The organism is Novosphingobium sp. NDB2Meth1 (genome assembly GCF_900117425.1).
Taxonomy (GTDB): Bacteria; Pseudomonadota; Alphaproteobacteria; order Sphingomonadales; family Sphingomonadaceae; genus Novosphingobium.
The window spans coordinates 33409-57579 of record NZ_FPEH01000015.1; the positions used below are offsets into that span (position 1 = coordinate 33409).

General features: G+C 65.7%; 23 protein-coding genes. 9 read left to right on the forward strand and 14 right to left on the reverse strand.

Features of this window, described 5'->3' with window-relative positions:
* Positions 1–3 precede the first annotated feature (3 nt).
* From NDB2M1_RS09725 to NDB2M1_RS09740, 4 genes are all read left to right on the forward strand, one after another.
* On the forward strand, positions 4–777 hold the full coding sequence (locus NDB2M1_RS09725; RefSeq protein WP_072381825.1) for a ComF family protein: 774 nt from the start codon (positions 4–6) through the stop codon (positions 775–777).
* 465 nt (positions 778–1242) lie between these two features.
* Positions 1243–1602, forward strand: a complete 360-nt coding sequence (gene hisI, locus NDB2M1_RS09730; RefSeq protein ID WP_255352076.1) for a phosphoribosyl-AMP cyclohydrolase — start codon at positions 1243–1245, stop codon at positions 1600–1602.
* Positions 1603–1634: 32 nt separating this feature from the next.
* Positions 1635–2135, forward strand: a complete 501-nt coding sequence (locus NDB2M1_RS09735; RefSeq protein ID WP_171955361.1) for a MerR family transcriptional regulator — start codon at positions 1635–1637, stop codon at positions 2133–2135.
* Between the two features lie 20 nt (positions 2136–2155).
* Positions 2156–3955, forward strand: coding sequence for an acyl-CoA dehydrogenase C-terminal domain-containing protein (locus NDB2M1_RS09740; RefSeq protein ID WP_072381828.1), 1800 nt, complete (start codon positions 2156–2158; stop codon positions 3953–3955).
* Here the strand turns inward: NDB2M1_RS09740 and NDB2M1_RS09745 are convergent.
* The 6 genes from NDB2M1_RS09745 to tyrS all read right to left on the reverse strand — a co-directional run bounded on the left by NDB2M1_RS09745 (position 3952) and on the right by tyrS (position 10859).
* Positions 3952–4647 (reverse strand): dienelactone hydrolase family protein, encoded by a 696-nt coding sequence (locus NDB2M1_RS09745; protein ID WP_072381831.1) that lies wholly within the window; start codon positions 4645–4647, stop codon positions 3952–3954. The genes NDB2M1_RS09740 and NDB2M1_RS09745 overlap by 4 nt on opposite strands.
* A gap of 5 nt (positions 4648–4652) precedes the next feature.
* A complete protein-coding gene (gene cysK / locus NDB2M1_RS09750; RefSeq protein ID WP_072381833.1) occupies positions 4653–5570 on the reverse strand; it encodes a cysteine synthase A in 918 nt (305 codons plus the stop codon).
* Positions 5567–6865: an MFS transporter gene (locus NDB2M1_RS09755; protein ID WP_072382588.1), complete on the reverse strand. Its 1299-nt coding sequence runs from the start codon at positions 6863–6865 to the stop codon at positions 5567–5569. The genes cysK and NDB2M1_RS09755 overlap by 4 nt, the downstream gene beginning before the upstream one ends.
* 57 nt (positions 6866–6922) lie before the next feature.
* On the reverse strand, positions 6923–9055 hold the full coding sequence (locus NDB2M1_RS09760) for a TonB-dependent receptor (protein ID WP_253185833.1): 2133 nt from the start codon (positions 9053–9055) through the stop codon (positions 6923–6925).
* Positions 9056–9166: 111 nt separating this feature from the next.
* On the reverse strand, positions 9167–9505 hold the full coding sequence (locus NDB2M1_RS09765) for a PilZ domain-containing protein (protein WP_054122192.1): 339 nt from the start codon (positions 9503–9505) through the stop codon (positions 9167–9169).
* Between the two features lie 124 nt (positions 9506–9629).
* Entirely contained in the window at positions 9630–10859 is a 1230-nt protein-coding gene (gene tyrS, locus NDB2M1_RS09770) for a tyrosine--tRNA ligase (RefSeq protein WP_072381838.1), read from the reverse strand.
* A gap of 33 nt (positions 10860–10892) precedes the next feature.
* Between tyrS and NDB2M1_RS09775 the strand changes: the two genes are divergently transcribed.
* Positions 10893–11429 carry a DOMON-like domain-containing protein gene (locus NDB2M1_RS09775; protein ID WP_072381840.1) on the forward strand — a complete coding sequence of 179 codons (537 nt, stop codon included), beginning with the start codon at positions 10893–10895 and terminating at the stop codon, positions 11427–11429.
* Positions 11426–12625 (forward strand): exo-beta-N-acetylmuramidase NamZ family protein, encoded by a 1200-nt coding sequence (locus NDB2M1_RS09780; RefSeq protein WP_072381842.1) that lies wholly within the window; start codon positions 11426–11428, stop codon positions 12623–12625. Before NDB2M1_RS09775 ends, NDB2M1_RS09780 begins: the two co-directional genes overlap by 4 nt.
* A 42-nt stretch (positions 12626–12667) precedes the next feature.
* Here NDB2M1_RS09780 and NDB2M1_RS09785 read toward each other — a convergent pair whose 3' ends face one another.
* On the reverse strand, positions 12668–13111 hold the full coding sequence (locus NDB2M1_RS09785; RefSeq protein ID WP_143146707.1) for a hypothetical protein: 444 nt from the start codon (positions 13109–13111) through the stop codon (positions 12668–12670).
* 84 nt (positions 13112–13195) lie between these two features.
* Positions 13196–13903, reverse strand: a complete 708-nt coding sequence (locus tag NDB2M1_RS09790; RefSeq protein ID WP_072381847.1) for a 2OG-Fe(II) oxygenase — start codon at positions 13901–13903, stop codon at positions 13196–13198.
* 71 nt (positions 13904–13974) lie between these two features.
* On the opposite strand from NDB2M1_RS09790, the gene NDB2M1_RS09795 reads away from it, so the two are divergent.
* Positions 13975–14256: a DUF427 domain-containing protein gene (locus NDB2M1_RS09795; protein WP_072381849.1), complete on the forward strand. Its 282-nt coding sequence runs from the start codon at positions 13975–13977 to the stop codon at positions 14254–14256.
* Positions 14257–14413: 157 nt separating this feature from the next.
* Here the strand turns inward: NDB2M1_RS09795 and NDB2M1_RS09800 are convergent, their stop codons facing one another.
* The 3 genes from NDB2M1_RS09800 to NDB2M1_RS09810 form a co-directional block, all read right to left on the reverse strand.
* Positions 14414–15202, reverse strand: a complete 789-nt coding sequence (locus tag NDB2M1_RS09800; RefSeq protein ID WP_072381851.1) for an enoyl-CoA hydratase — start codon at positions 15200–15202, stop codon at positions 14414–14416.
* A gap of 204 nt (positions 15203–15406) precedes the next feature.
* The gene (locus tag NDB2M1_RS09805) at positions 15407–16588 is read right to left on the reverse strand and encodes a vWA domain-containing protein (protein ID WP_072381852.1); all 1182 of its coding nucleotides are present in this window, start codon (positions 16586–16588) and stop codon (positions 15407–15409) included.
* Between the two features lie 189 nt (positions 16589–16777).
* Positions 16778–17206 (reverse strand): GFA family protein, encoded by a 429-nt coding sequence (locus NDB2M1_RS09810; RefSeq protein ID WP_072381854.1) that lies wholly within the window; start codon positions 17204–17206, stop codon positions 16778–16780.
* An 81-nt stretch (positions 17207–17287) separates the two neighbouring features.
* Between NDB2M1_RS09810 and NDB2M1_RS09815 the strand changes: the two genes are divergently transcribed.
* Positions 17288–18028 carry a glutathione S-transferase family protein gene (locus NDB2M1_RS09815; RefSeq protein WP_072381855.1) on the forward strand — a complete coding sequence of 247 codons (741 nt, stop codon included), beginning with the start codon at positions 17288–17290 and terminating at the stop codon, positions 18026–18028.
* Positions 18029–18272: 244 nt separating this feature from the next.
* Here NDB2M1_RS09815 and NDB2M1_RS09820 read toward each other — a convergent pair whose 3' ends face one another.
* Complete coding sequence (locus tag NDB2M1_RS09820; RefSeq protein ID WP_072382590.1) at positions 18273–19118, reverse strand: AAA family ATPase; 846 nt, start codon at positions 19116–19118, stop codon at positions 18273–18275.
* A gap of 155 nt (positions 19119–19273) precedes the next feature.
* Here NDB2M1_RS09820 and NDB2M1_RS09825 point away from each other — a divergent pair, with 155 nt between their 5' ends.
* On the forward strand, positions 19274–20065 hold the full coding sequence (locus tag NDB2M1_RS09825; RefSeq protein WP_054121581.1) for a hypothetical protein: 792 nt from the start codon (positions 19274–19276) through the stop codon (positions 20063–20065).
* 55 nt (positions 20066–20120) lie between these two features.
* Here NDB2M1_RS09825 and NDB2M1_RS09830 read toward each other — a convergent pair whose 3' ends face one another.
* Complete coding sequence (locus tag NDB2M1_RS09830; protein WP_072381857.1) at positions 20121–21995, reverse strand: methyl-accepting chemotaxis protein; 1875 nt, start codon at positions 21993–21995, stop codon at positions 20121–20123.
* 148 nt (positions 21996–22143) lie between these two features.
* Positions 22144–24162: a DNA topoisomerase IV subunit B gene (locus NDB2M1_RS09835; RefSeq protein WP_072381859.1), complete on the reverse strand. Its 2019-nt coding sequence runs from the start codon at positions 24160–24162 to the stop codon at positions 22144–22146.
* Positions 24163–24171 lie beyond the last annotated feature (9 nt).

Consider the following 24171-nt stretch of genomic DNA (forward strand, 5'->3'; position numbering starts at 1 on the left):
GCCATGGCGAGCCTCGCGTTCCTGACCCCGGTGATCGATCTGATATTCCCGCCGCGCTGCCCGCTGTGCGGCGATGCGCTGGCGCAGCAGGGCGGGCTCTGCGCCGCCTGCTGGACCAAGCTGGCCGTGCCCGGAGAGCCGGCCTGCAGCACATGCCAGCGGCCCTTGGCGGACAGCATGGTGCGCTCGGGCGAGGTCCAGTGCGCGCCCTGCATGGCAGAGCCCCCGGGCCATGCCGGGATCGCGGCGGCGACGCTCTACAATGATACCTCGCGCGAGCTGGTGCTGGCGTTCAAGCGCGGCAAGCGGATCGCGCTCGCGGACCTGCTGACGCGCCTCATGGTGCGCCGCCTGCCCGATCTGGAAGGCGAATGGCTGGTCATCCCGGTGCCGCTCCACCGCTGGCGGCTGTGGGAGCGCGGCTTCAACCAATCGGCGCTGCTGGCGGAGCGGATCGCCAAGACGATCAGGCAGCCGCTCGTCGTTGACGGACTGGAGCGGCGCAAGCGGACGCCTTCACTCGGCGGCCTCGGCAAGCGCGCCCGGGCCGAGGCGCTGCGCGGTGCCATAACGGCCCACCCACGCCGGGCCGACCGGCTGAAAGGTGCGAAAGTGCTGCTGGTCGACGATGTGATGACGAGCGGCGCGACCACCGATGCCTGTCTCGCGGCGCTGCGCAAGGCCGGGGCGGGCGAAGTGCGCATCGCCTGCTTTGCGCGGGTGCACGATGAAGCGCTCGATCAGGCTGGACGTGCGGACGCGCCGCTCGCTGCCTGAAAAACTCAGAGCCTCAAACACGAAACGCCCGGAGCGTTAACTCCGGGCGTTCCCGTGACGATACCTGATCGGTTCAGGAACCACTCCATCACGGCCTGCCCCTCGCTGGCCCCAGCTTCTGCTGGCATGTGACGGCGGATGGTTCCTGCCGAAATCCCTGAGTTTCTCTCCTCCGGCTGCACTGCCCTGCCCAATCACGGGGAGCGGCGCGGCCATCGGCCCCATCTGATTTGAACCCTGAACTCTGGCCTGTATGCGTGCGTCCGGGTGTTCGTCCGGTACGCGGATGTGGTTCCCTCAAACCACCCGGCCTTCATCCGCGATTGCGGGGCGGGGTTAAAGCATGTTGTTCTCGCCCCATGGATTTTCGCAGGGGCATGTGGTTATCCTGCAACAAAATGACACCTGATCGGGTGCCTGAAGCGAAAGGCCAGTCCCATTTCCACGCAATCTCCCGAAACCGAGCTGCGCGAGCAGGGCGCGGCGTTCATGCCGCGCTTCGATTCTGCGGGACTCGTCACGGCCGTCGCGGTCGAACATGCGACCGGCGCGCTGCTCATGCTGGCGCACATGGACGCCGAAGCGATTGCCCGCACGCGCGAGACTGGCTTTGCGCATTTCCACTCGCGGTCGCGCGGACGGCTGTGGATGAAGGGCGAGACATCGGGCCACGTGCTCAAGGTGATCGAGATCCGCGTCGATTGCGATCAGGATGCGCTCGAACTGCGCGTCGAGGCGGCGGGGCCGGCTTGCCATACCATGGCGCCATCCTGTTTCTACCGCCGGATCACCGCGGACGGGGGACTGGAGCGGATCGGCGGTTGACGCTTACGTAAAGGGCAGTTAGGTCTCGCGACATGTCCTCGCGTCCCCTTACGTCCAGCCCGGAGCGGGCACCTGCGGCGGTTCGCCCGGCCCGCAGCGGCGATCATACCGGCCATCTGCATCAGCCCGATGCCTTGTCGCGCGAGCAGTTCACGATCTCGGACCTCTCCAGCGAGTTCGGTGTGACCGCGCGCGCGCTGCGCTTCTACGAGGACGAGGGCCTGATCGCGCCGACCCGCGTCGGCCTTGCCCGCATCTATTCGAAGCGCGACCGGGCGCGGCTGGCGTGGATCATGCGCGCCAAGAACGTCGGCTTCAGCCTCTCCGAAATCCGCGACATGATCGATCTCTACGATCTCGGCGACGGCCGCGCGAAGCAGCGCCGCGTCACAATCGACAAGTGCCGCGAGCGGATCGGTAACCTCAAGCGCCAGCAGGCCGATATAAATGCGACGATTGCCGAGCTGACCAGTTTCGTCGCACTGCTGATCGAGCGCGAGAAGCTTGAAGGTCGTCACGTCGACCCTGAATAAGACCAGAGAGGACCAATCCCATGCCCGTTTTCCAGGCGCCGACCCGCGACACCCGTTTTGTTGTCAATGAAGTGCTCGATCTGGAGCAGTACGGGCACCTGCCGGGTTTCGCCGCCGCGACGCGCGACCTCACCGACAGCGTGATCGAGGAAGCCGGGCGCTTCGTGAACGAGATTGTCGCGCCGCTCAACCTGTCGGGCGATCAGGAAGGCTGCACCCGCCATCCCGATGGCAGCGTGACGACGCCCAAGGGCTTCAAGGAAGCCTATGCCCGCTATGTCGAGGCGGGCTGGGGCACGCTGGCGGCGCCCGAAGTCCATGGCGGGCAGGGGTTGCCGCATGTGATCGGCTTCGTGATGGAGGAGTTCCTCGCGAGCGCCAACCAGGCCTTCGCGATGTACCCCGGCCTTGCCAACGGCGCGATCTCGGCGATCTCGTCCAAGGGTTCGCCCGAGCAGCAGGCCACGTACCTGCCCAAGATGGTGAGCGGCGAATGGCTCGGCACGATGAACCTGACCGAGCCGCACTGCGGCACCGACCTTGGCCTGATCCGCACCCGCGCCGAGCCGCAGGCGGATGGCTCCTACAGCATCACCGGCACAAAAATATTCATCTCGGCGGGCGACCATGACCTGTGCGAGAACATCATCCACCTCGTGCTGGCGAAGACGCCGGGGGCACCTGAATCGTCGAAGGGCATTTCGCTGTTCATCGTGCCCAAGTTCCTCGTGAACGCGGATGGCTCGCTGGGGGATCGCAATGCGGTCTCGGTCGGCTCGATCGAGCACAAGATGGGTATTCACGGCAACGCGACCTGCGTGATGAACTACGATGGCGCCAAGGGCTGGCTGGTCGGCGAGGAGAACAAGGGCCTCGCCGCGATGTTCATCATGATGAATGCGGCGCGCCTTGGCGTCGGCATTCAGGGCCTCGCGCAGGCGGAAGCTTCGTACCAGAATGCAGTGGCCTACGCACTCGAACGCCGGCAGGGGCGCGCGTTGACCGGGCCGGCTGAGCCGCAGCAGAAGGCTGATCCGCTGCTGGTTCACCCCGACGTGCGCCGCATGCTGATGGACGCCAAGATGTTCATCGGCGGCATGCGCGCGCTGTGCCTGTGGGGGGCGCTGCAGGTCGATTTGTCGCACAAGGCCGCGACCGAGGAGGAGCGGCAGGCGGCGGACGACCTCATCAGCCTGCTCACCCCCGTGATCAAGGGCTACGGCACCGACATGGGCTACAAGACCGCGACCGACATGCAGCAGGTCTGGGGCGGGCACGGCTATATCGCCGAGAACGGCATGGACCAGTTCGTCCGCGATGCCCGCATCGCGATGATCTACGAAGGCGCCAATGGCGTGCAGGCGATGGACCTCGTCGGCCGCAAGCTCGCGCAGAATGGCGGCCGCGCGATCCAGCGGCTGTTCGCCATGATCGACGCCGCGTGCGCCGAGGAGAGCGCTGACGAGACAGTGAAGCTCGTCGCCGAACGGCTGGCCAAGGCTGCGGGCCACCTCAAGGCGGCGACGATGTGGTTCCTGCAGAACGGCATGAGCAATCCCAACGCCATCGGCGCGGGCGCCTATGCCTACATGACGCTGACCGGCGTTGTCTCGCTCGGCCTGATGTGGCTGCGCATGGCGAGAATCTCCGCCGCGGCACTTGGCACCGAAGGCGCGGACACGGCGTTCTACGAGGCCAAGCTGCTCTGCGCCAAGCACTGGGCGCTGCGCTTTGCCCCGCAGGCGGGTGCGCTGCGCTATGAAGTGGAAGCGGGCGCGGAGACCGTCATGGCGATGACGGCGGAGCAATTCGCGGCCTAGAAGACCTCGGCGAACAGCCCCGTCAGCGCGGCCCAGCTCTGGCGGTCCGCGCTGGCGTCGTAGCCGATGGCGGGGACACCACGCGCATCGCTGCCGGGATCGGTGAAGCCGTGCTTTACCCCGCTGTAGGCGTGGAAGTGCCAGTTGGCCCCGGCGGCATCCATTTCCTCCCAGAAGGCGGTGACCTGCGAGCGGGGCACGAGCGGATCGGCATCGCCATGGCAGACAAGGATGCGCGCCTTGACCGCGCCGGGTGCGGCCGGGCGGCCGGTTTCGAGAATACCGTGGAAGCTGGCGGCGAGCACGATGTCCGCGCCGTCACGCGCGAGTTCCAGCGCGGCCTGACCGCCCATGCAGTAGCCGATGGCGGCGGCCTTGAGGCCTTGCGCTTCCGGTAGCCCGGTCAGCGTATCCAGCGCCGCCCGCAGCCGCGCACGGTAACCATCGACCGAGGCTCGGAGTACGCCTGCCAGCGCCATCGAATGCTCGAAATCGCGTACCGGCTCGCCGTAGAAATCGGCGACCAGCGCGAGGAAGCCAGCATCGGCCAGCATCTGCGCGCGGCGCGCCATCGGCTCGTTGGGGTTCATGATCGTGGGCAGGACAAGCACCGCGCCGCGCGGAGTTCCGACGGGGCGGGCAAGCCACCCCGTCAGCCGGGTATCACCATCCTGATAGGCCAGATGTTCCAACGGGCCTACTCCGGCAGGAAGTCGGGCACCGAGAGATAGCGCTCGCCGGTATCGTAGTTGAAGCCGAGGATGCGGCTGCCGGCGGCCAGGTCGGGCAGCTTCTGGGCGATGGCGGCGAGCGTTGCGCCCGAACTGATGCCGACGAGCATGCCTTCCTCACGCGCGGCGCGGCGGGCCCATTCCTTGGCGTCCACCGGATCGACCTGGATCGCGCCGTCGATGGCCTGGGTGTGGAGGTTGCCCGGGATGAACCCGGCGCCGATGCCCTGGATCGGATGCGGCGCGGGTTGGCCGCCGGAGATAACCGGCGAGAGCGTCGGTTCGACCGCCCACGCCTTCATCGTCGGCCAGTGGCCCTTGAGCATCTCGGCGCAGCCGGTGAGGTGCCCGCCGGTGCCCACGCCGGTGATCAGCGCGTCGATGGGGACATCGGCGAAGTCGGCGAGGATTTCCGCTGCAGTCGTGCGCACATGGACGGCGACGTTGGCCGGGTTGTCGAACTGCGCGGGCATCCATGCGCCCGGCGTCTCGTCGACGATCTCCAGTGCGCGGGCGATGGCGCCCTTCATGCCCTTTTCGCGCGGGGTCAGGTCGAAGGTCGCGCCATAGGCGAGCATCAGCCGCCGCCGCTCGATCGACATCGATTCGGGCATGACGAGGATCAGCTTGTAGCCCTTGACCGCCGCGACCATGGCAAGGCCGATGCCGGTGTTGCCCGAAGTCGGCTCGACGATGGTGCCGCCGGGCTGGAGGCTGCCGTCAGCCTCCGCCGCCTCGATCATCGCGAGGGCGATGCGGTCCTTGATCGAGCCGCCGGGATTGGTGCGTTCGCTCTTCACCCATACCTCGTGGTCGGGAAACAGGCGGGAGAGGCGAATGTGCGGGGTATTGCCGATGGTGGCGAGGATATTGGCCGCCTTCATGTCGCATGCTCCTTCTGGTGAAGTGTCTTGTCTGCAAACGTGCGGACCAGCCTGAGCTCGGGGAACCAGACCGCCCACAACGCGGTAATGACTATCGCACCGACGCCGCCGAATACAACCGCGCCGGTTGCGCCCAGCAGCGCTGCCGCCACGCCGGACTGCATCTCGCCCAGTTCGTTCGAGGCCGAGATCGCAAGGCCCGAAATCGCCGAGACACGGCCGCGCACGCCGTCAGGCGTGTGCAGCTGGACCAGCGTGTTGCGGATGAACACCGAGACCATGTCCGCCGCACCGAGCGAGGCCAGCATGAGGAGCGAGAAGAAGTAGTCGCGGCTCAAGCCGAAGCCGATGGTCGCCGCGCCGTAGATGGCAACCGCGAGCAGCATCTTCGCGCCGACCCTGCTTTCGATGGGCCTCCGCGCCAGCAGCAGCGCGACCACGACCGCGCCAGCACCCGGTGCCGCGCGCATGATGCCAAGGCCGTTTGCGCCGACGTGATGCCCGCCGATCATCAGGATATCGCGGGCATAGACCGGCAGCAGCGCCGTCGCGCCGCCGAGCAGAACGGCAAAGAGATCGAGCGTGACGCAGCCGAACAGGAAGCGGTCATACCACACGAAGGTCAGCCCGCCGACGATCTGCGACAGCGGATGCGCGCGCTTGTTCTCGTCTGGCGGGGGGAGGGGACGGATGCGGAAAACCGAGATCGTGGCAAGGCCCAGCAGCAGGGTCGAAATGGCATAGGGCAGCGCGGGGGCCTGTGCGAAGAGCAGGCCGGCAATCGCCGGGCCACCGACCGAACCGGTCTGCCACGCCATCGAATTGATCGCCACCGCGCGCGGCATCAGGCGGACGGGCACGACATTGGGGGCGATCGAGGCCATGGCAGGCCCGATGAACACGCGCGCGGTGCCGTGCAGCGCGCCGAGCGCGAAGAGCAGCGGCAGATTGAGGTGGCCCGCAATGGTCGCCAGCATCAGCACAAGCGCGACGACCATGTCGATCCCGACGGCGGAGCCCGCGACGATCCGCCGGTCGTACCGGTCAGCAATCAGGCCCGCCACCGGGGTCAGTAGCAGCACGGGCAGGAACTGCGCCAAGCCGAGCAGGCCCAGCTGAAACGCCGCCGTGCCGATGCTCATGCCATATTGGCTGCGCGCCACGTCGTAGAGCTGGTAGCCCAGCACCACCACCATCCCGGTCGTGGCAAAGACCGACAGGAACCGCGCCAGCCAGAAGCGGCGGTAGTCCGGGATGTCGAGCGGCGAGCGCGGTTCGTCTGCTGGCAAGGTCACGCCGTCCGAATGGCAGCGCGGCGCGCCCTTGCCAAGCAAGCAAAACTAAGGCGCGGTTTAAATCTTCAGTGAGAGCGTGATCCGCACATTGCGACCGGCGATCGGAACGAAGTCGCGCGTCTCCGATGTGGCAAGGCGGCCATTGACATCGAGCAGGTTGTCACCGGAGAGGATGAAGGAGGCCGGACTGTTCTTGCCGCCGGGCCGCCAGGTGACGCTGGCGTTGAGCAGGGTGAAGGCGCCGACCGGGTTCTCGTTGGAGGCGACGCGGTCCTGCCGGGCGTTGTAGACCGCCTCCACATTCGCGCCAAACCGCTCGGCTTCGTAGCTCAGGCCACCGCGCAGGCGCAGGGGCGGGATGCGGGGGGCTGGCCCGACATCGATGATCTTGGCATGGACGTAGTCGACCGCGCCTTCGACCGAGAGCGCACTGCCATCGGCCCAGCGGATAGCCTTCCATGCGCCTTCCGCTTCGATACCGCGGAACCGGGCGTCGCCCTGGATGAACTGGAAGGCGGGCACGTCCTCGATCCGGGTTCCGGTCGGCACGGGGGCAATGAAGTTGTCGAAGTTGGTGGCATAGGCGGTCACGGCACCGGCGAAGCGGTCGCTGTGGTAGCGCAGCCCGATCTCGAGCGTGTTGCTGCGTTCGATCCGGAACGCGGGATTGCCCTGCTCGTAGGACTGCGTCGCCTCGTGCACCCCGTTGATGTACAGTTCCTCAGGGCTCGGTGCGCGCTCGCCGTGGGTTGCCGAGAGGCTCACCGTCAGGCTTTCGACCGGATGCCAGGCGAAACCGGCGCCGGCGGCGAAGAGATTGAAGCTGCGGCTCTGCGCTTCCTTGGGCACGATGCTGACGTGTTCGAAGCGGCCGCTGCCTTCGAGATCGAACGTGCCGAGGCTGAGCTGCTGCCGTGTGAAGACGGCAAATCGCTCGGTGACCGAATTGGGGACCAGCGGCTCGCCGTCGATGCGGAAATTGCGGGTGCCGAACTGGATGCCGCTTTCGCCGCGCCAGCCGCCGCGCTTGGCCTGGGTGAGGGTCAGCCGCGATTCGATGCCTTTGTTGTAGAAGCGCGCCTCGGCCTCGCCGCCGACGATTTCGGCGTGAGTATAGTCGCCGAACGAGCCACGGAAATCGAGGCGATCGAAGAACCCGCCAAGATTGACGCTGCCGTGAAGGTCGACGCGGGTCTGACGGAGTGCGATCGAGACGGCTTCGGGATCGGTCGAGGGGCGGAGCGGGATGCCGTAGTCGCTGGTCAGGCGCTGCACGGCGATACCCAGCGAGCCGTCGCTGTCGATGAACGCGAGGCCGCCACTGACGGTGGTGCCGCGCGCCCACGAATTGGCGAGGCGTCCGCGCGCATTCACTTGCGACGTGAGGATATCCGCCGCGTCCTGATCACCGCCGGCGGCCAGATCGGCTGCTTCGGCGAGCGACCGGGTGCGCAGCGCGTCGGACACCACATTGCCGCCGATCCTCACATCGCTCGCGCGGTTGTAGGACGCATCGAAGTGGGCGGCCAGACGCGGCGCGAGCGCCACGTCGACCGTGCCGGCAAGGTTCACCGAATCGGCCGCGCTGCCATAACCGGCAACCGCTTCGGCACTGATCGGCTTGTCCGGCATGCGCCGCGGGATGCGCCGCTCGAGCGCGTTGACGGCGCCGCCCGCCGGGTCAGCGGCGTAGAGCAGCACAGCCGGTCCGTGGAGCACATCGATCTGTTCGACATTGAGCGAGTCGATGGCGACGCCGTGGTCGACAGAGACCGAAGACGCGTCGAGCGAGCCGATACCGTCGGTCAGGATCTGCACGCGCGGGCCATCGAAGCCGCGCAGGACAGGCCGCGAGGCGCCGGGGGCGAAGCCGGTGGTGGAAACGCCGGGCAGGTGGGCCAGCAAGGTACCGATCTGCGCGGCGGCGTGGCGGGCGAGTTCGTCGCCGTTGATGACCACCGGCGCGACGATTGAGTCGCGGTCGCCCGAGATCAGGCGGCCGGTGACGACAATGGGCGTGTGCCCGGCATCGTCGGGCTGTCCGGTGTTGACCTCGCCGCCGTGTTCGTGGGTCGAGGCCTGCTGCGGCGCGCCACCGGCCGAGTCATCGGTCGCGGCCATGGCGGGGGTGATGGAAGCAAGCGCCAGCGCGCCGAAAGCTGTGCCGGCAAGGATCTTGGACATGGACATCGAATGCACCCGTTATGGACTGTCGGGCGCTGCATTAGCGTGATGATATAATATCACAAGAGCAAATCGACAGAGAATGCCGCTTTGCCGCATGGCCGTTGCTGCATTGCATCAACGGCTGCGGTGGAGCCTCGGATTGGGTTGCAACGACTTGATCATCATGAGGAAATCGTCACCCCGGATGATGCGCTCGAACTGGAATCCGGCGCGGGTGCCGTCGCTCCAGACAAGGAACGCCTCGATCCGGCCGATGTGATGCAAGCGGATGGTGATTCGTTCGCCCCGCTGCAGCGCGACTTCGCCCTTCACCATGAATCCGGTGGTCGAGATGTTGATGACATGCAGCATCACGTCGCCCAAACGGCGGTGTTCGCCGATCAGAGGCAAGTCGACCGGATGGCGGGTAGAAAGCCGCTGATCGGTGACGGAAAGCTGTGCGCCGCTGGCCATGGGTCCTCCTAGTGCTGGGCAAGCACCAGAGCTTTGGCGACAATTGGCTGATATTTCGTAAAAGCCCGGCACCGTTCTGCCGCTTTACGGCAAGGACTTGCCGGTTAACGGCTGGTCTTTGCCGTCAGGCGGGGCGCAGGACGCCGTGTTTCTTCTTGCCGGAGGAAACACGGACTTCGCCGCCGCCGAGCGTGATGACATGTGCTTCGTCGGTCACCGCCTCGCCTTCCACGCGCGCGCCGCCACCGGCGATCAGGCGCTTGGCCTCGCCCCGGCTGGCTGCGAAACCGAGGCCGATCAGCGCGTCGATCAGGCCAACGCTGTCCGCCGCAACGTCCAGCGAGGGCAGGTCCTGCCCGACGCCGCCACCCGCGAAGGTGGCCGCTGCTGTCGCTTCCGCTGCCGCCGCCGCTTCGGCCCCGCGAACGAGCTTGGTGACTTCGTTCGCCAGCACGACCTTGGCCGCGTTGATCTCGCTCCCGCCGAGCGATTCGAGGCGGGCGATCTCGTCGAGCGGGAGATCGGTAAACAGGCGCAGGAACCGGCCGACATCGCGGTCGTCGACATTGCGCCAATACTGCCAGAAGTCCCACGCGGGCAGCGCATCTTCATTGAGCCAGACAGCACCGGCGGCCGTCTTGCCCATCTTCGCGCCGTCTGCCGTGGTCAGCAGCGGGGTGGTAAGGCCGTAGACCTCGTTCCCGTCCTTGCGGCGGGCGAGCTCGATGCCGTTGACGATATTGCCCCACTGGTCCGAGCCGCCCATCTGCAGCCGCACGCCGTCATGCAGCGCAAGATGGCGGAAATCGTAGCCCTGCAGGATCATGTAGTTGAATTCGAGGAACGTCATCGGCTGCTCGCGGTCGAGCCGCAGCTTCACCGAATCAAAAGTGAGCATGCGATTGACGGTGAAGTGCGTGCCGACTTCCTGCAGCAGCTCGATATAGCCGAGCTTGCCCAGCCAATCATGGTTGTTGACCATGACTGCATCGGTCGGCCCATCGCCGAATGTCAGCAGGCGGGCGAAGACCTGGCGGATCGAGGCAATGTTGTCCTCGATGGTCTGGTCCGACAGCATCTTGCGGCTCTCGTCGCGCCCGGTCGGGTCGCCGATCCGCGTGGTGCCGCCACCCATGAGCACGACCGGCTTGTGCCCGGTCTGCTGCAGGCGGCGCAGCATCATGATCTGCACAAGGCTGCCGATGTGCAGCGATGGCGCGGTCGCGTCGAAGCCGATATAGCCCGGCACGATCTGCTTCGCCGCAAGCGCATCGAGGCCTTCGGCATCGGTGAGCTGGTGGATATAGCCGCGCTCGCTGAGCAGGCGGAGAAGAGAAGAGGTGTACTGCGTCATGATGGCGCGGCGCCTAGCACGAAAGTTCGGGGCTTGGAAACGTTCGACCTGACCGCGCATCCGGCATTTCCGGCCAGACTTGTGACGGGCGTTGCCGCGCGCATCCTGTCGTTGGACGGCAACTGGCTCACAATGCGTTGGAAGGTGGAAGGGGCGCAGGAACTGGTCCTGCCGCCGTTTGCCGGACGGGCCCGGACGGACGGGCTGTGGCAGACGACGTGCTTCGAGCTCTTCGTGAAGGACGGGGAGGGGTATGCGGAGTTCAATCTTTCCTCGTCCGAACGCTGGGCTGCCTATGATTTCACCGGCTACCGCGCCGGCATGGCCGAGCGGGCGATGGAGCGCGCGCCGGTCTGCACGCCCCGGCGCGGCCAATCGGTGCTGATCTTCGATGCCGCGATACCGGCAAGCGCGCTGCCGCCGCTGCCTTGGGACTATGGTCTGACGGCAGTGATCGAGGAGGAGGGCGGGCACAAGTCGTACTGGGCCATCGCGCATCCGCCGGAGAGGCCGGACTTCCATCATCCGGCTTGCTTCGCCGGGCGGCTTGCGGCACCGCTTCGCCCATGAAATTCGGTATCGATCGCCTGCTCGCCGACCCGGCGCTGCGTGCTCCGCTGGAGGGCAAGCGCGTGGCCCTCGTCGCCCATCCCGCTTCGGTGACGGAGGGGCTGGTCCATTCGCTGGACGCCCTGGCGGCCTGCCCCGGGATCACGCTCACCGCTGCTTTCGGGCCGCAGCATGGCCTGCGCGGCGACAAGCAGGACAACATGGTCGAGACCGAGGATTTCATCGACCCGGCGCTCGGGATCCCGGTGTTCAGCCTCTATGGCGAAGTGCGGCGTCCCACCGCGCGGATGATGGACAGCGCAGATGTGTTCCTGTTCGACCTGCAGGACCTTGGCTGCCGGATCTATACCTTCGTGACCACGCTGCTTTACTTGCTCGAGGCGGCGAGCGGCACCGGCAAGGCGGTCTGGGTGCTCGACCGGCCTAACCCTGCTGGGCGCCCGGTCGAAGGCACAACGCTTCTGCCCGGCTGGGAGAGCTTCGTCGGCGCGGGGCCGATGCCGATGCGGCATGGGATGACCTTGGGCGAGATGGGCCGCTGGTTTGTGGACCACTTCAAGCTCGATGTGGATTACCGCGTGGTGGCGATGGAGGGCTGGGAGCCGGAAGGCCCCGGATTTGGATGGCCGCTGAACCGCATCTGGATCAATCCCTCGCCCAATGCGGCGAGCCTCAACATGGCGCGGGCCTATGCCGGCACGGTGATGATCGAGGGCGCGACGGTATCGGAAGGGCGCGGCACGACGCGGCCGCTCGAAGTGCTGTTCGGCGCGCCGGATGTGGATGCCAAGGCGGTGCTGGCAGAAATGCGGGCCTTTGCCCCCGAATGGCTGGAGGGCTGTGCTTTGCGCGAATGCTGGTTTGAACCGACGTTCCACAAGCATGTCGGCAAGCTGTGCAATGCGCTGATGGTCCATGCAGAGGGGGCGTTCTACGACCACCATGCGTTCCGGCCGTGGCGGCTGCAGGCGCTGGCGTTCAAGGCGATCCGGCGGCTTTATCCCGATTATCCGCTTTGGCGCGATTTCCCCTATGAGTATGTCACTGATAAGCTGGCGATCGATGTGATCAACGGCGGGCCGGGGCTGCGGCAGTGGGTGGATGATCAGGCAAGCACGGCTGCCGATCTTGAGGCGCTGGCGGGGCCGGACGAGGCGGCCTGGCGCGAGGTGCGGGCGGCGTATTTGCTGTATTGAGGCACAACAGAGTCGCGGTAGCGGTTTTGGGCGCGCTGGCGTTCAGTCCCCCTTGGTGGACGACTTGAACCTGGCCTCGCCGATTTGGTCCCTGTGCTTGGCGGCGAGGGTGTAGCCAAGTGAGGCAAGCAGAACAGTGCCGACAGCAATCAGATAAGGCACGTTGCTGCTCGCTTCGGGACCGCCATGGCTGGCGGCATAGACGCCAGCTACACCGGTGAGCACGATGAGGATCGTCAAGATGACAGCAGGCGACGGCTCATCCAGAGCGGGATCGGCTTCGCCCAGCCTGCGAGCGCGTATTCTCAACAGCAAATCGATCCAGAACAATACGAGCCAGCTAGCTTGAAGCCCTGCCAAAGCATCCTTTGAGAACGGAAAGAAACCTGCGCGACCGCCAACCCAGAGCGCCAGCAGCGACAGGGAGCAACACATAATCAGCTTTCTGATTGTTCTTTCAATCCATTCGCGAGACCAGGGTCGCATGGCACGGTCCTTTCCGACTCCCAGGATACCATGCGTATCGATCTGCCGCCACGCGATCCTGGCCCAGTTTGGAGGTCTCTCCGGCTATCCGGCATCGTGGAAAATGATCCCCAGCGTCTGGCGCTCGCCTGAAAGCACAGTGCTTACCCCGTGGCGCATGGCGGACTTCGACCAGCCGCCTGAGGCCATGCGCGGTTTGTCGCGGACCGGGACGATGGCGATCTGGCCCTGGCGGATGGGCACGACTTCGACGCGGCTCTGCATCCGCGGGCGGTTTTCGACCAGGGTCAGCGCGCCGCCGGTGAAGCTGTCTTCCGCGCTCAGCATGACGACCGCCTGCAATGGGAAGTGGATCGGCCCGTAGAGGTCCTGGTGCAGGCAGTTGTAGTCGCCCGCGCGGTAGCGCAGCAGCAGCGGGGTTGGGCGGGGCTGGCCGAAGGCGTGGCAGCGATCGATCAGCGCAGCGTGGTTGTCAGGCCAGATGTCTGACAGGCCGAGGCGCTCCGACCACTGGTTGGCGATGCGCGCGAGCGGCGGGTAGAGCGCGGCCCGCAGCGCCTGCACCGTATCGGGCAACGGGTAGGCGAAGTAGCGGTACTCGCCCTTGCCGAAGCCGTGGCGGGCCATGGTGACGGTGGAGCGGAAGCGCCGGTCCTGCGCATAGAGCGCAGCGAGTGCGGCGCAGGCGTCTGCATCGAGCAGGCGCGGTGTGAGCGCGTAGCCGAGGGTGTCGAGGCTTTGCGACAGGGCATTCCAGTCGAGCGCGGCGATAGCTTGGGATACAGATTCCATTAGTCAGTAGTAGTCTCGTATATATTCTGTCACACTCCGTTTATTGTTGTGCAATCGGAGGGCTTGGGCGCATGGTCGAGGCACGGTGGAAAGGCGTGGTTATCGCGAGGAGCGATGATACGGTAGTGGTCGAAGGCAACCACTATTTCCCGCTGGATTCGATCGATCCGACTGTATTGCGACCGAGCGCGACCACGACAGTCTGCCCTTGGAAGGGGACGGCGAACTACTATTCGCTGGTGGTTGGCGGCGAAGAGAACCTCAACGCCGCCTGGTATTATGCCGAGCCGAAGCCTGCTGCGAACGAGATCAAGGGTCGGGTGGCCTTCTGGAAGGGCGTGCAGGTGGGGTAGGAGGAAGTACCCCTCCGTCTCGCTTCGCGAGCCACCTCCCCATTTGTGCTTCGCAAAAATGGAGAGGGAAGAAAGACGGGGCTCTCTTCTTTCCTCCCCATTTTTCCCGCAGGGACAAATGGGGAGGTGGCCTGCCGCAGGCAGGTCGGAGGGGTTTTCACCGCCAGACCGGCGCACGCTTCTCCAGAAACGCTTCGATCCCTTCCGACGTGTTCTCGTCCATCATGTTCTGCGCCATGACTTCGGCGGCGAGGGCATAGGCTTCGGCGCGGTGGACTTCGCGCTGGGCGTAGAACAGGGCCTTGCCGCGGCGGATCGCGTCGGGGCTCTTGGCGGCGATGGTGGCGACGAGCGTGTCGATTTCCGCATCGAGCTGGCCCGCCGGAACCGCGTGGTTGATGAGGCCCCAGCTCTCGGCGGTTTGCGCACTGATGAATTCGCCCGTCACCAGCATCTCGAACGCAGGCTTGGCCGGCACGTTGCGGGTAAGCGCGACGGCAGGTGTGGAGCAGAACAGGCCGACATTGATGCCCGAGACGGCAAAGCGCGCGTCCTGGCTGGCGATGGCGAGATCGCAGGCGCCGACGAGCTGGCAGCCGGCGGCGGTCGCGATGCCATGGACGCGGGCGATGACGGGGACGGGGAGCGCGACGATGGCTTCCATCACATCGGCGCAGGCGGCGAAGAGGGTGCGGTAGTAGTCGAGCCGGCCCAGGCGCTCGTTGTGCCCGTGCATTTGGCGCAGGTCATGCCCGGCGCAGAAGGCTTTGCCGGCGCCGGAGAGGACGACGCAGCTGATCGACTGGTCGCCCGCGAGGCTGGTCAACTCGGCCTTCAAGGCAGCGAGCAGGTCCTCGCTGAGCGCGTTGTACTGGTTCGGGCGGTTGAGCGTGAGATCGACGCGGGTGCCGGTGCGGCGGACGTTCAGGATTTCGTTGTCGGACATCTTGGGCGTCCTCTCCGTTGTTTTTTGCGGTTGTACGCTTGTCAGGGGGAGGATCAAGTCCGGCAGAATACCCCTCCGTCTCGCTTCGCGAGCCACCTCCCCATTTGTGCTCCGCAAAAATGGGGAGGACCCAATCCCTCCCCCATTTTCGTCGTAGACGCAAATGGGGGAGGTGGCTCGCGATGCGAGACGGAGGGGGTCCTCCTAATGCTTCTTGCGCGTCAGCTCGCGCATCGCCCCATCGAGCCCTTCCAGCGTCAGCGGGAACATCGAGCCGCCGACGAGGTCCTTGATCATCTTGGTCGACTGCGAATAGTTCCACTGCTTCTCGGGCACGGGATTGAGCCAGACGGTGGCAGGATAGGTCTGCGCCACGCGGTGGAGCCAGATCGCGCCGGCTTCCTCGTTGAAATGCTCGACCGAGCCGCCGGGGTGGCTGATCTCGTAGGGGCTCATCGCGGCATCGCCGACGAACACGATCTTGTAGTCGTGGCCGTACTTGTGGAGGATGTCCCAGGTGTTGGTGCGTTCAGACCAGCGGCGGCGGTTGTCCTTCCACACGCCTTCGTAGAGGCAGTTGTGGAAGTAGAAGAACTCCATGTTCTTGAATTCCGCCGTGGCGGCGCTGAACAGCTCTTCCACCAGCTTGATGAACGGGTCCATCGAGCCGCCGACATCGAGAAACAGCAGCAATTTCACAGCATTGCGCCGCTCGGGCCGCATGCGGATATCGAGCCAGCCCTGCTTGGCGGTGCCTTCGATCGTGCCGGGAAGGTCCAGCTCGTCGGCATGACCCTCGCGTGCGAACCGGCGCAGGCGGCGCAACGCGATCTTGATATTGCGGGTGCCGAGTTCCTTGGTGTTGTCGAGATTGGCGAACTCGCGCTTTTCCCAGACCTTGATCGCGCGCTTCTGGCCGCCTTCGCCGCCGATGCGCACGCCTTCCGGGTTGTAGCCGCCATTGCCGAACGGGCTGGTGCCGCCGGTGCCGATCCACTTGCTGCCGCCTTCGTGGCGCTCTTTCTGTTCCTCGAGCCGCTGTTTGAGCGTCTCCATGATCTCCTCCCACGAGCCGAGGGACTTGATCTTCTCCATCTCCTTTTCGGTGAGGAACTTCTCGGCGACGGCGCGGAGCCAGTCTTCCGGAATATCGACCGGGCGCTGGCCGTAGTCGGTGAGGAGGCCCTTGAAAACCTTGTTGAACACCTGGTCGAAGCGGTCGAGCAGGCCCTCGTCCTTCACGAAGGTGGCGCGGCTGAGGTAGTAGAAGGCCTCGGGCGTCTGTTCGATGACGTCCTTGTCGAGCGCTTCGAGGAGGACGAGATGCTCCTTGAAGCTGGCCTGGATGCCGGCGGCGCGCAGCTCGTCGATGAAGTTGAAGAACATGGATGGGGCCTCGATCGCGTCTTTGACCTGCCGCCTAACAAATTGCGCCCAAGATCCGTTCGTGTCGAGCGAAGTCGAGACACATGCACCGCGCTTGGTGTCTCGACTTCGCTCGACACGAACGGATCGGTTTATGGGACGACCGGTCTTAACCGGATGATTAAGGCGAATGCGGCGCGGGGGCAAGTGTTACGAAGTGGGTGGCGGCGGCGCGGGTGGCTGGGCTGCGAATTGTTCGAGCGCCGGGTCGATCATGGCCCACGGCGGAGCATCGCTCGTCCAGATCGCAGCGGCAGGGGCAAGGCCATGACCGGGGGTGAGAAAGCCGAGGCGCATGGTGCGGAAATGCGGGCGCGCGCTGGTCTGGGCCATGACGGGCGTGCCGCACTTGGGGCAGTAGGAGTGGGTGAGGGTGTTACCGCTGGCCGCGACGTAGGAATGCGTGGCGAGTTCGCCGGTGAAGACGACGCTTTCGGTCGGGAAAATGGCGTTGTTGGTCGCCGCGCCGCCAGCGACCTGCTGGCACTGGCGGCACCAGCACTGGCGCACCGCCACGGGTGCGTCTGCCGCGATGGTCGCGGTGACGGCACCGCAGGCGCAGGATCCGGTATAAGCCATCAGTGTCTCCCTCACTTTGGGGATTGTTAGTCTTACTTACAATTTGTAGGCTGCGGGCAAACGGAGAGGACACCCATAACCATGCTCAAGCTCTACAGTTTCGGCCCTGCTGCCAACTCGATGAAGCCGCTGCTCACGCTCTTTGAGAAGGGGCTGCCGTTCGAGAAGAACCGGCTCGATCCTGCCAAGTTCGAGCACCATACCGACTGGTTCAAGGCGATCAACCCGCGAGGGCAAGTGCCTGCTCTCGTCGATGGCGAGCATGTGATCACCGAGAGCACGGTGATCTGCGAGTATCTGGAAGACGAGTACCCGACCGAGGTCAAGCTGCGGCCGGATACGTCATACGGCCGCGCGCAGATGCGGGTGTGGACGAAGTGGGTGGACGAGTACTTCTGCTGGTGCGTCTCGACCATCGGCTGGCACCGCTATGTCGGCAACATGGTCAAGGGCCTTTCGGACGCAGAGTTCGAGGAGAAGGTGAAGGCCATTCCGGTGGTCGAGCAGCAGGTGAAGTGGCGGCGGGCGCGCGAAGGCTTTCCGCAGGACATGCTCGACGAGGAGATGCGCAAGATCGCCTACTCGGTCGAGCGGCTCGATGCGCATCTGCGCGAGCACGAATGGTTGGTGCCGGGGCAGTACACGCTGGCGGACATCTGCAACTTCGCCATCGCCAACGGCATGCAGGTGGGCTTTGCCGAACTGGTGAACAAGGAGAAGACGCCGGGGCTGGTGCGCTGGATCGACCAGATCAAGGCGCGCCCGGCGGTCAAGCAGATGTATGCCGAAGTGGAGTTGGAGCAGCTCGGACCGCGGGATTGAGAGCGCAGGATTGATTGTTTCGCGCGGAGGCGCGGAGGCGCAAAGGGGTTGCGATAGCGGCGAAGCCGCGCTGCATAATCAACGCAGAAAGTGTGAAATGACCCCGACGCTTTAGCTCAACCACCGTTCGTGTCGAGCCCCTCGACTTTGCTCGGGATAAACTTCCGGCCCGATGGGCCGGAAGTCGAGACACCCGGCGCTGCGCATGGTGTCTCGACTTCGCTCGACACGAACGGGAAGGAGGTTAATTCGAGGGACGCCGCGCCATGAAGGCGAGGCGTTCGAACAGCATCACGTCCTGTTCGTTCTTGAGGAGCGCGCCGTGCAAGGGCGGGATCGCCTTGGTGGGATCGCGGTTCTGGAGGACGTCGAGCGGCATGTCCTCGTTGAGGAGGAGCTTGAGCCAGTCGAGCAGTTCCGAGGTGCTGGGCTTCTTCTTGAGGCCGGGGACTTCGCGGACCTCATAGAAGATGTCCATTGCCTTGGCGACAAGCGTCTTCTGGATGCCGGGGAAGTGGACGTCGATGATCGACTGCATCGTCGCCCGGTCGGGGAACTTGATGTAGTGGAAGAAGCAGCGGCGCAGGAACGCGTCGGGCAGTTCCTTCTCGTTGTTCGAGGTGATGACGACGATCGGGCGCTCCTTGGCGGCGATCGTCTCGTGCGTTTCGTAGACGTCGAAGCTCATCCGGTCGAGCTCCTGCAGGAGGTCGTTCGGGAACTCGATGTCGGCCTTGTCGATCTCGTCGATGAGCAGGACGGGGAGCTGCGGCGAAGTGAAGGCCTCCCACAGCTTGCCCTTGCGGATGTAGTTCGAGATGTCGTGCACGCGCGGATCGCCGAGCTGGCCATCGCGCAGGCGGGCGACCGCGTCGTATTCATAGAGGCCCTGCTGCGCCTTGGTGGTGGACTTGACGTTCCACTCGATCAGCGGCGCGCCGACGGCCTTGGCGATTTCATGCGCGAGGACGGTCTTGCCGGTGCCGGGTTCGCCCTTCACCAGCAGGGGGCGGCGCAGCAGCACGGCCGCGTTGACCGCCACCTTGAGATCATCGGTGGCGACATAGTTGCTGGTGCCTTCAAAACGCATGGACATCCTCGAATTTCTTAACCGGTTGCTTAAGGGATAAGCGGTGCGGGCGGGGCTGGCAAGTGGGCTGAAACGCCACACACACGCGGGGAAGCGACACTTGGTTACAAGTGGGCCGGTTGCCGCTCTTGCACCGCGCGTGTAGGCGGTGCGCCATGGCATCCACTCCCGTCGCCAGCGCCGCGCGCTACGCTCCGTCGCGCCGCGACCGGGTTGTGTCGTTCGTGCTGGCAGTGCTGGTCGGGGTGTTCCTCGTCTTCGTGCTGATCATCATGAGCAACGTTGCCGGCGGCGGCGGCGATGCGGGCGGGCAACTGGTGGCGATCAACATTGCGCCGCCCTCTGCCGAAAAGGACAAGGCCAAGGCCGCGCCCAAGCAGGATGTGAAGCAGCAGCCGCAGGTGCAGACGGTAACCACCCCGCCGCCCAAGCTGCCGCCGCGCGTCGAGATTCCCAGCAAGAATCAGGTCGAATGGCCGCCGGGCTTCATCAAGCTGAGCCGCGAGGACATCGCCAAGGCCGATATCAGCAAGATCAAGCCAGCGGGCGGCAGCAGCGGATCAAATGGCGCATCAGCGGGCGGTGGAGGCAATGCCGAAGGCACCGGCGATGGTCCCGGCGGCGCGCGGGTCTACAATGCAGAATGGTACCGCGAGCCGACGCGGGCCGAACTTTCGCCCTACATGAGTGCGGCGCGGGGCGGATCGTCGGGCGACTGGGCGATGATCATCTGCCGCACGGTCGAGCGCTATCATGTCGAGGATTGCCGCGAGGTAGACGAGAGCCCGCGCGGATCGGGCCTCGCGCGCGCGCTGCGGCAGGCAGCCTGGCAGTTCCTCGTTCGCCCGCCGCGCATCGACGGCAAGGCGCAGCTCGGCACCTGGGTGCGCATCCGCTTCGATTTCAAGGCGGCGAAAGCCGGAGACGGGACGGCCGGCCAGGACTGATCCCGGCCGGCCAAGGCCCCGCGCCGTCGCACAAGACGCAGGGCCAAGCGGGTTCTCAGAACTCCGACCAGTTGTCCTCGTCGAGTTCGAGCGCGAGGTTGCCGTGGACCGGGGCGGGCGCGGCTGCCGGAAGCGGACGCGGGGCCAGCGGCGCGGGGGCAGGTGCGGGCCGCGCGGCCAGCGGAGCGTTGAAGCTGCTCGCCGAAGCGGCGATCCCGGTGCCCCGGAAGCGCGAAACGAGATTGGCGAGGTTCGCCGCCTGACCCGAGAGATTGCGCGAGGCAGCCGCGCTTTCCTCGACCATCGCGGCGTTCTGCTGGGTCATGCGGTCAAGCTCGCCCATGGTCACGTTGACCTTGGAAATGCTCGCCGCCTGATCGACCGCGGCAGTGGCGATGCCCTCGACCAGCGCGCCGATCTCGGCGACCTGGGTGATGATCGCATCGAGCGCTTCGCCGGTCTCGCCGACAAGGTGGACGCCCATCTCGACATGCTGCGCGCTGCCGCTGATCAGGCCCTTGATGTCGCGCGCAGCTTCGGCCGAGCGCTGGGCGAGGGCGCGGACTTCGTTGGCGACCACCGCGAAGCCCCGGCCAGCCTCGCCGGCGCGGGCCGCCTCGACCCCGGCATTGAGCGCAAGCAGGTTGGTCTGGAAGGCGATGCCGTCGATGAGGTCGATGATCTGGGTGATCTGCTTCGAGCTGTCGACAATCGAATCCATCGCGTCGACGGCCCGCTTGACGACTTCGCCGCCCGCATTGGCCCGATTGGTGGCGCGCACGATCGTCTCGCGCACGGCACCGGCATTGCTGGCGCTCTGTTCGACCTTGGCGGTCACTTCACGCATGGCATTGGCGGCGGATTCGAGGCTGGCGGCCTGCTGCTCGGTGCGGCTGGCAAGATCGTCGGACGCGGCGCGGATTTCGGTCGAGCCGGTCTGGACGCTGCTGGCCGTGCCTGCGACCGAGCCGATGACCTGCTCGAGTTCGCTCGCCATCGCGTTGAAGTCGGTCTTTAGGCGGGCGAAGGGCCCTTCCAGCGCGGCGGTGACACGGGCGGCGAGATCGCCCTCCTTGAACTTCGCCAGCGCAGTGCCGAGCGTGCTGACGATGAGCTCGACCTGTTCGGCCTTGCTCGCCTCGGCGCGGGCGAGCTGCGCTTGCAGGCCGCGCATCGCCCGGCCCAGCGCGCCGACCTCGTCTTGCGTCTCGCTGATGACGAGCGTGCCATCGAGGCGGCCATCGGCAAGGTCCTGGATCGCGTGGGTGATCTGGCCGACCGGGCGGGCGACGAGGCGCACCATCATCAGGTAGATGCCGCCGAGCGTGGCGAGCAGCGCCAGGGCGGTGAGGACTCCGGTCCACAGGGCAAGCATGTAGCCCGTTTGGGACTGCTGGACGGCCACCTCGATGTGGTGCTTCTGGTATTCGGCAAGATCGGCAAGCGACTTGGCGGTGGCCTCGACCGGTTCGGACGAGGTGGCGAGGCGTGCCAGTGCCTCGGCGGTACGGCCCTCGCTGGAGAGCTGGATGATCTGCGTGGTATCCTGGCTCATCTGCTGCCAGCCGGCCTTGAATGCCTTCAGATAGCCCTTTTCCTTGTCGTCGAGGTCGGTCGCCTCGAACGCGGCTGTCTGGGTGCTGATGATCTTCTGGTTCGCGGCGATGACTTTCTCGGCGTCGGAGCGTTCGTACTCGTCTGCTGCGAGCAGATGCGCCCGCAGCGCGTTCTCGAACTCGGCCATGGCGATGTTGATCTTGTCTGCCGCAAGCGCCTGGGGGACGTGATCCTCCGCGACTTCTACTTCAGCGGCGCGCATCGCGCCCATGCGCCAGACCATGGTGCCGATCGCAGCGACGATGACCAGCGAAAGCACCGCGAACATCACCGCGAGCTTGCGTCCGATCGGAGCGTTCCTGAGATAATTCATGCCGAGTGAGCCCGTTTCTGCCGCCGCGCGGGACTGCGGGGCGGATATCGGCACGGTTCTTATCCGGTGCGGACTGTAAAGGCGTTGGACCGGGACTAGGGTGAAACCCGGACTGCGCGGTTAAAATGGACTGAAGGGAAGGCGCGGCTCAGGCGTCGATCAGTTCCGGATCGAGTTCGCCCGCGCGGTTCTGGATGAACATGAAGCGCTGGGCGGGATCGCGGCCCATGAGGCGGTCGACGAGGTCTTTGACGGCGGCGCGGCCTTCGTATTCGGGGGGCAGGGTGATGCGGATGAGGCTGCGGCTGGCGGGGCTCATCGTAGTCTCGCGCAACTGCTGCGGGTTCATTTCGCCGAGGCCCTTGAAGCGGCCGACTTCGACTTTCTTGCCCTTGAATTTTGTGGCTTCGAGCTCGGCGCGGTGCGCGTCGTCCTTGGCGTAGACCGAAGTGGCGCCGCTGGTGAGGCGGTAGAGCGGGGGCTGGGCGAGATAGAGGTGCCCGCGCCGAACGATTTCGGGCATTTCCTGGAAGAAGAACGTCATCAGCAAGGTGGCGATATGCGCGCCGTCGACGTCGGCGTCGGTCATGATGATGATCCGGTCATAGCGCAGCGCATCGGGGTTGCAGTCCTTGCGCAGGCCGCAACCCAAGGCGAGCGCGAGATCGGCGATTTCGGCGTTGGCGCGGATCTTGTCGGCGCTGGCGCTGGCGACGTTGAGGATCTTACCGCGGATGGGGAGGATCGCCTGTGTCTTGCGGTCGCGCGCGTGCTTGGCGCTGCCGCCGGCGGAATCGCCTTCGACGATGAACAGCTCGGTCTCGCCGTCACCCTCGCCGCTGCAATCGGTGAGCTTGCCGGGGAGGCGCAGCTTGCGCGCGTTGGTGGCGGTCTTGCGCTTGACCTCGCGCTCTGCCTTGCGGCGCAGGCGCTCGTCCATGCGCTCGAGGACTGCGCCGAGGAGTGCCTTGCCGCGCTCGAGATTGTCCGAAAGGAAGTGGTCGAAGTGATCGCGCATCGCGGTTTCGACGAGGCGCGCCGCTTCGGGGCTGGTCAGGCGGTCCTTGGTCTGGCTCTGGAACTGGGGATCGCGGATGAACACCGAAAGCATGATCTCGCTGCCTGTCAGCATGTCCTCGGGCGCGATGTCTTTGGCCTTCTTCTGGCCGACGAGTTCGCCGAACGCGCGGATGCCCTTGGTGAGCGCGGCGCGCAGGCCCGCCTCGTGGGTGCCGCCATCGGGCGTCGGGATGGTGTTGCAGTACCAGCTGTAGGAACCATCCGACCACAGCGGCCAGGCGATCGCCCACTCGGCGCGGCCCATTTCCTCGCCGTTCGGCCCGGCCGGGAAGTCCTGCCGCCCGGTGAATGGAACGGAGGTGACGCATTCGCGGCCCGCGACTTGTTCGGCGAGGTGATCGCCGAGGCCACCGGGAAACTGGAACACCGCCTCGGTGGGAATGTCCGTCCCCGCGATGAGCGAGGGCGCGCACTTCCAGCGGATTTCGACGCCAGCAAAGAGGTAGGCCTTCGAGCGGACGAGCCGGAACAGGCGCGCGGGCTTGAAGCGCGCGTCCTCACCGAAGATTTCGCCGTCCGGGATGAAAGTGACGCTGGTTCCGCGCCGGTTGGGCGCCGCTCCGATGCGTTCCAGCTTCGTGGTGGGAAGCCCGCGCGAGAATTCCTGCGCGTAGAGTTCCTTGTTGCGCGCCACTTCGATACGGGTCAGCACCGAAAGCGCGTTGACCACCGAGATGCCGACGCCGTGGAGGCCGCCCGAGGTGGCGTAAGCCTTGCCCGAGAACTTGCCGCCCGAGTGGAGCATGGTGAGGATGACTTCGAGCGCGGACTTGCCCGGATACTTCGGGTGCTCATCCACCGGCATGCCGCGGCCGTTGTCGGTGATCGTGATCTTGCCCGCGGTGCCGTCCGGGCCTTCCTCGAGCGTGACCTCGATGCGGTTGGCATGGCCGGCAACGGCCTCGTCCATCGCGTTGTCGAGCACTTCGGCGGCGAGGTGGTGCAGCGCGCGTTCGTCGATACCGCCGATGTACATGCCCGGGCGGCGGCGGACGGGCTCCAGCCCCTCCAACACCTCGATCGCGGAACCGTCGTAGGTTTCCTCGGGGCTTCGGCCCGGCAGCTTGTCGAACAGGTCATCGGACATGGGAACGGC

Bases quoted from the DNA above. Each gene is read 5' to 3' on its own strand.
- NDB2M1_RS09835 (WP_072381859.1), bottom strand. From the start codon at position 24,162: ATGTCCGATGACCTGTTCGACAAGCTGCCGGGCCGAAGCCCCGAGGAA.
- NDB2M1_RS09735 (WP_171955361.1), top strand. From the start codon at position 1,635: ATGTCCTCGCGTCCCCTTACGTCCAGCCCGGAGCGGGCACCTGCGGCG.
- NDB2M1_RS09780 (WP_072381842.1), top strand. From the start codon at position 11,426: ATGAAATTCGGTATCGATCGCCTGCTCGCCGACCCGGCGCTGCGTGCT.
- NDB2M1_RS09725 (WP_072381825.1), top strand. From the start codon at position 4: ATGGCGAGCCTCGCGTTCCTGACCCCGGTGATCGATCTGATATTCCCG.
- NDB2M1_RS09785 (WP_143146707.1), bottom strand. From the start codon at position 13,111: ATGCGACCCTGGTCTCGCGAATGGATTGAAAGAACAATCAGAAAGCTG.
- NDB2M1_RS09800 (WP_072381851.1), bottom strand. From the start codon at position 15,202: ATGTCCGACAACGAAATCCTGAACGTCCGCCGCACCGGCACCCGCGTC.
- NDB2M1_RS09740 (WP_072381828.1), top strand. From the start codon at position 2,156: ATGCCCGTTTTCCAGGCGCCGACCCGCGACACCCGTTTTGTTGTCAAT.
- NDB2M1_RS09790 (WP_072381847.1), bottom strand. From the start codon at position 13,903: ATGGAATCTGTATCCCAAGCTATCGCCGCGCTCGACTGGAATGCCCTG.
- NDB2M1_RS09825 (WP_054121581.1), top strand. From the start codon at position 19,274: ATGGCATCCACTCCCGTCGCCAGCGCCGCGCGCTACGCTCCGTCGCGC.
- NDB2M1_RS09795 (WP_072381849.1), top strand. From the start codon at position 13,975: ATGGTCGAGGCACGGTGGAAAGGCGTGGTTATCGCGAGGAGCGATGAT.
- NDB2M1_RS09765 (WP_054122192.1), bottom strand. From the start codon at position 9,505: ATGGCCAGCGGCGCACAGCTTTCCGTCACCGATCAGCGGCTTTCTACC.
- NDB2M1_RS09815 (WP_072381855.1), top strand. From the start codon at position 17,288: ATGCTCAAGCTCTACAGTTTCGGCCCTGCTGCCAACTCGATGAAGCCG.
- cysK (WP_072381833.1), bottom strand. From the start codon at position 5,570: ATGAAGGCGGCCAATATCCTCGCCACCATCGGCAATACCCCGCACATT.
- NDB2M1_RS09820 (WP_072382590.1), bottom strand. From the start codon at position 19,118: ATGCGTTTTGAAGGCACCAGCAACTATGTCGCCACCGATGATCTCAAG.
- NDB2M1_RS09810 (WP_072381854.1), bottom strand. From the start codon at position 17,206: ATGGCTTATACCGGATCCTGCGCCTGCGGTGCCGTCACCGCGACCATC.
- NDB2M1_RS09830 (WP_072381857.1), bottom strand. From the start codon at position 21,995: ATGAATTATCTCAGGAACGCTCCGATCGGACGCAAGCTCGCGGTGATG.
- NDB2M1_RS09760 (WP_253185833.1), bottom strand. From the start codon at position 9,055: ATGTCCATGTCCAAGATCCTTGCCGGCACAGCTTTCGGCGCGCTGGCG.
- NDB2M1_RS09805 (WP_072381852.1), bottom strand. From the start codon at position 16,588: ATGTTCTTCAACTTCATCGACGAGCTGCGCGCCGCCGGCATCCAGGCC.
- tyrS (WP_072381838.1), bottom strand. From the start codon at position 10,859: ATGACGCAGTACACCTCTTCTCTTCTCCGCCTGCTCAGCGAGCGCGGC.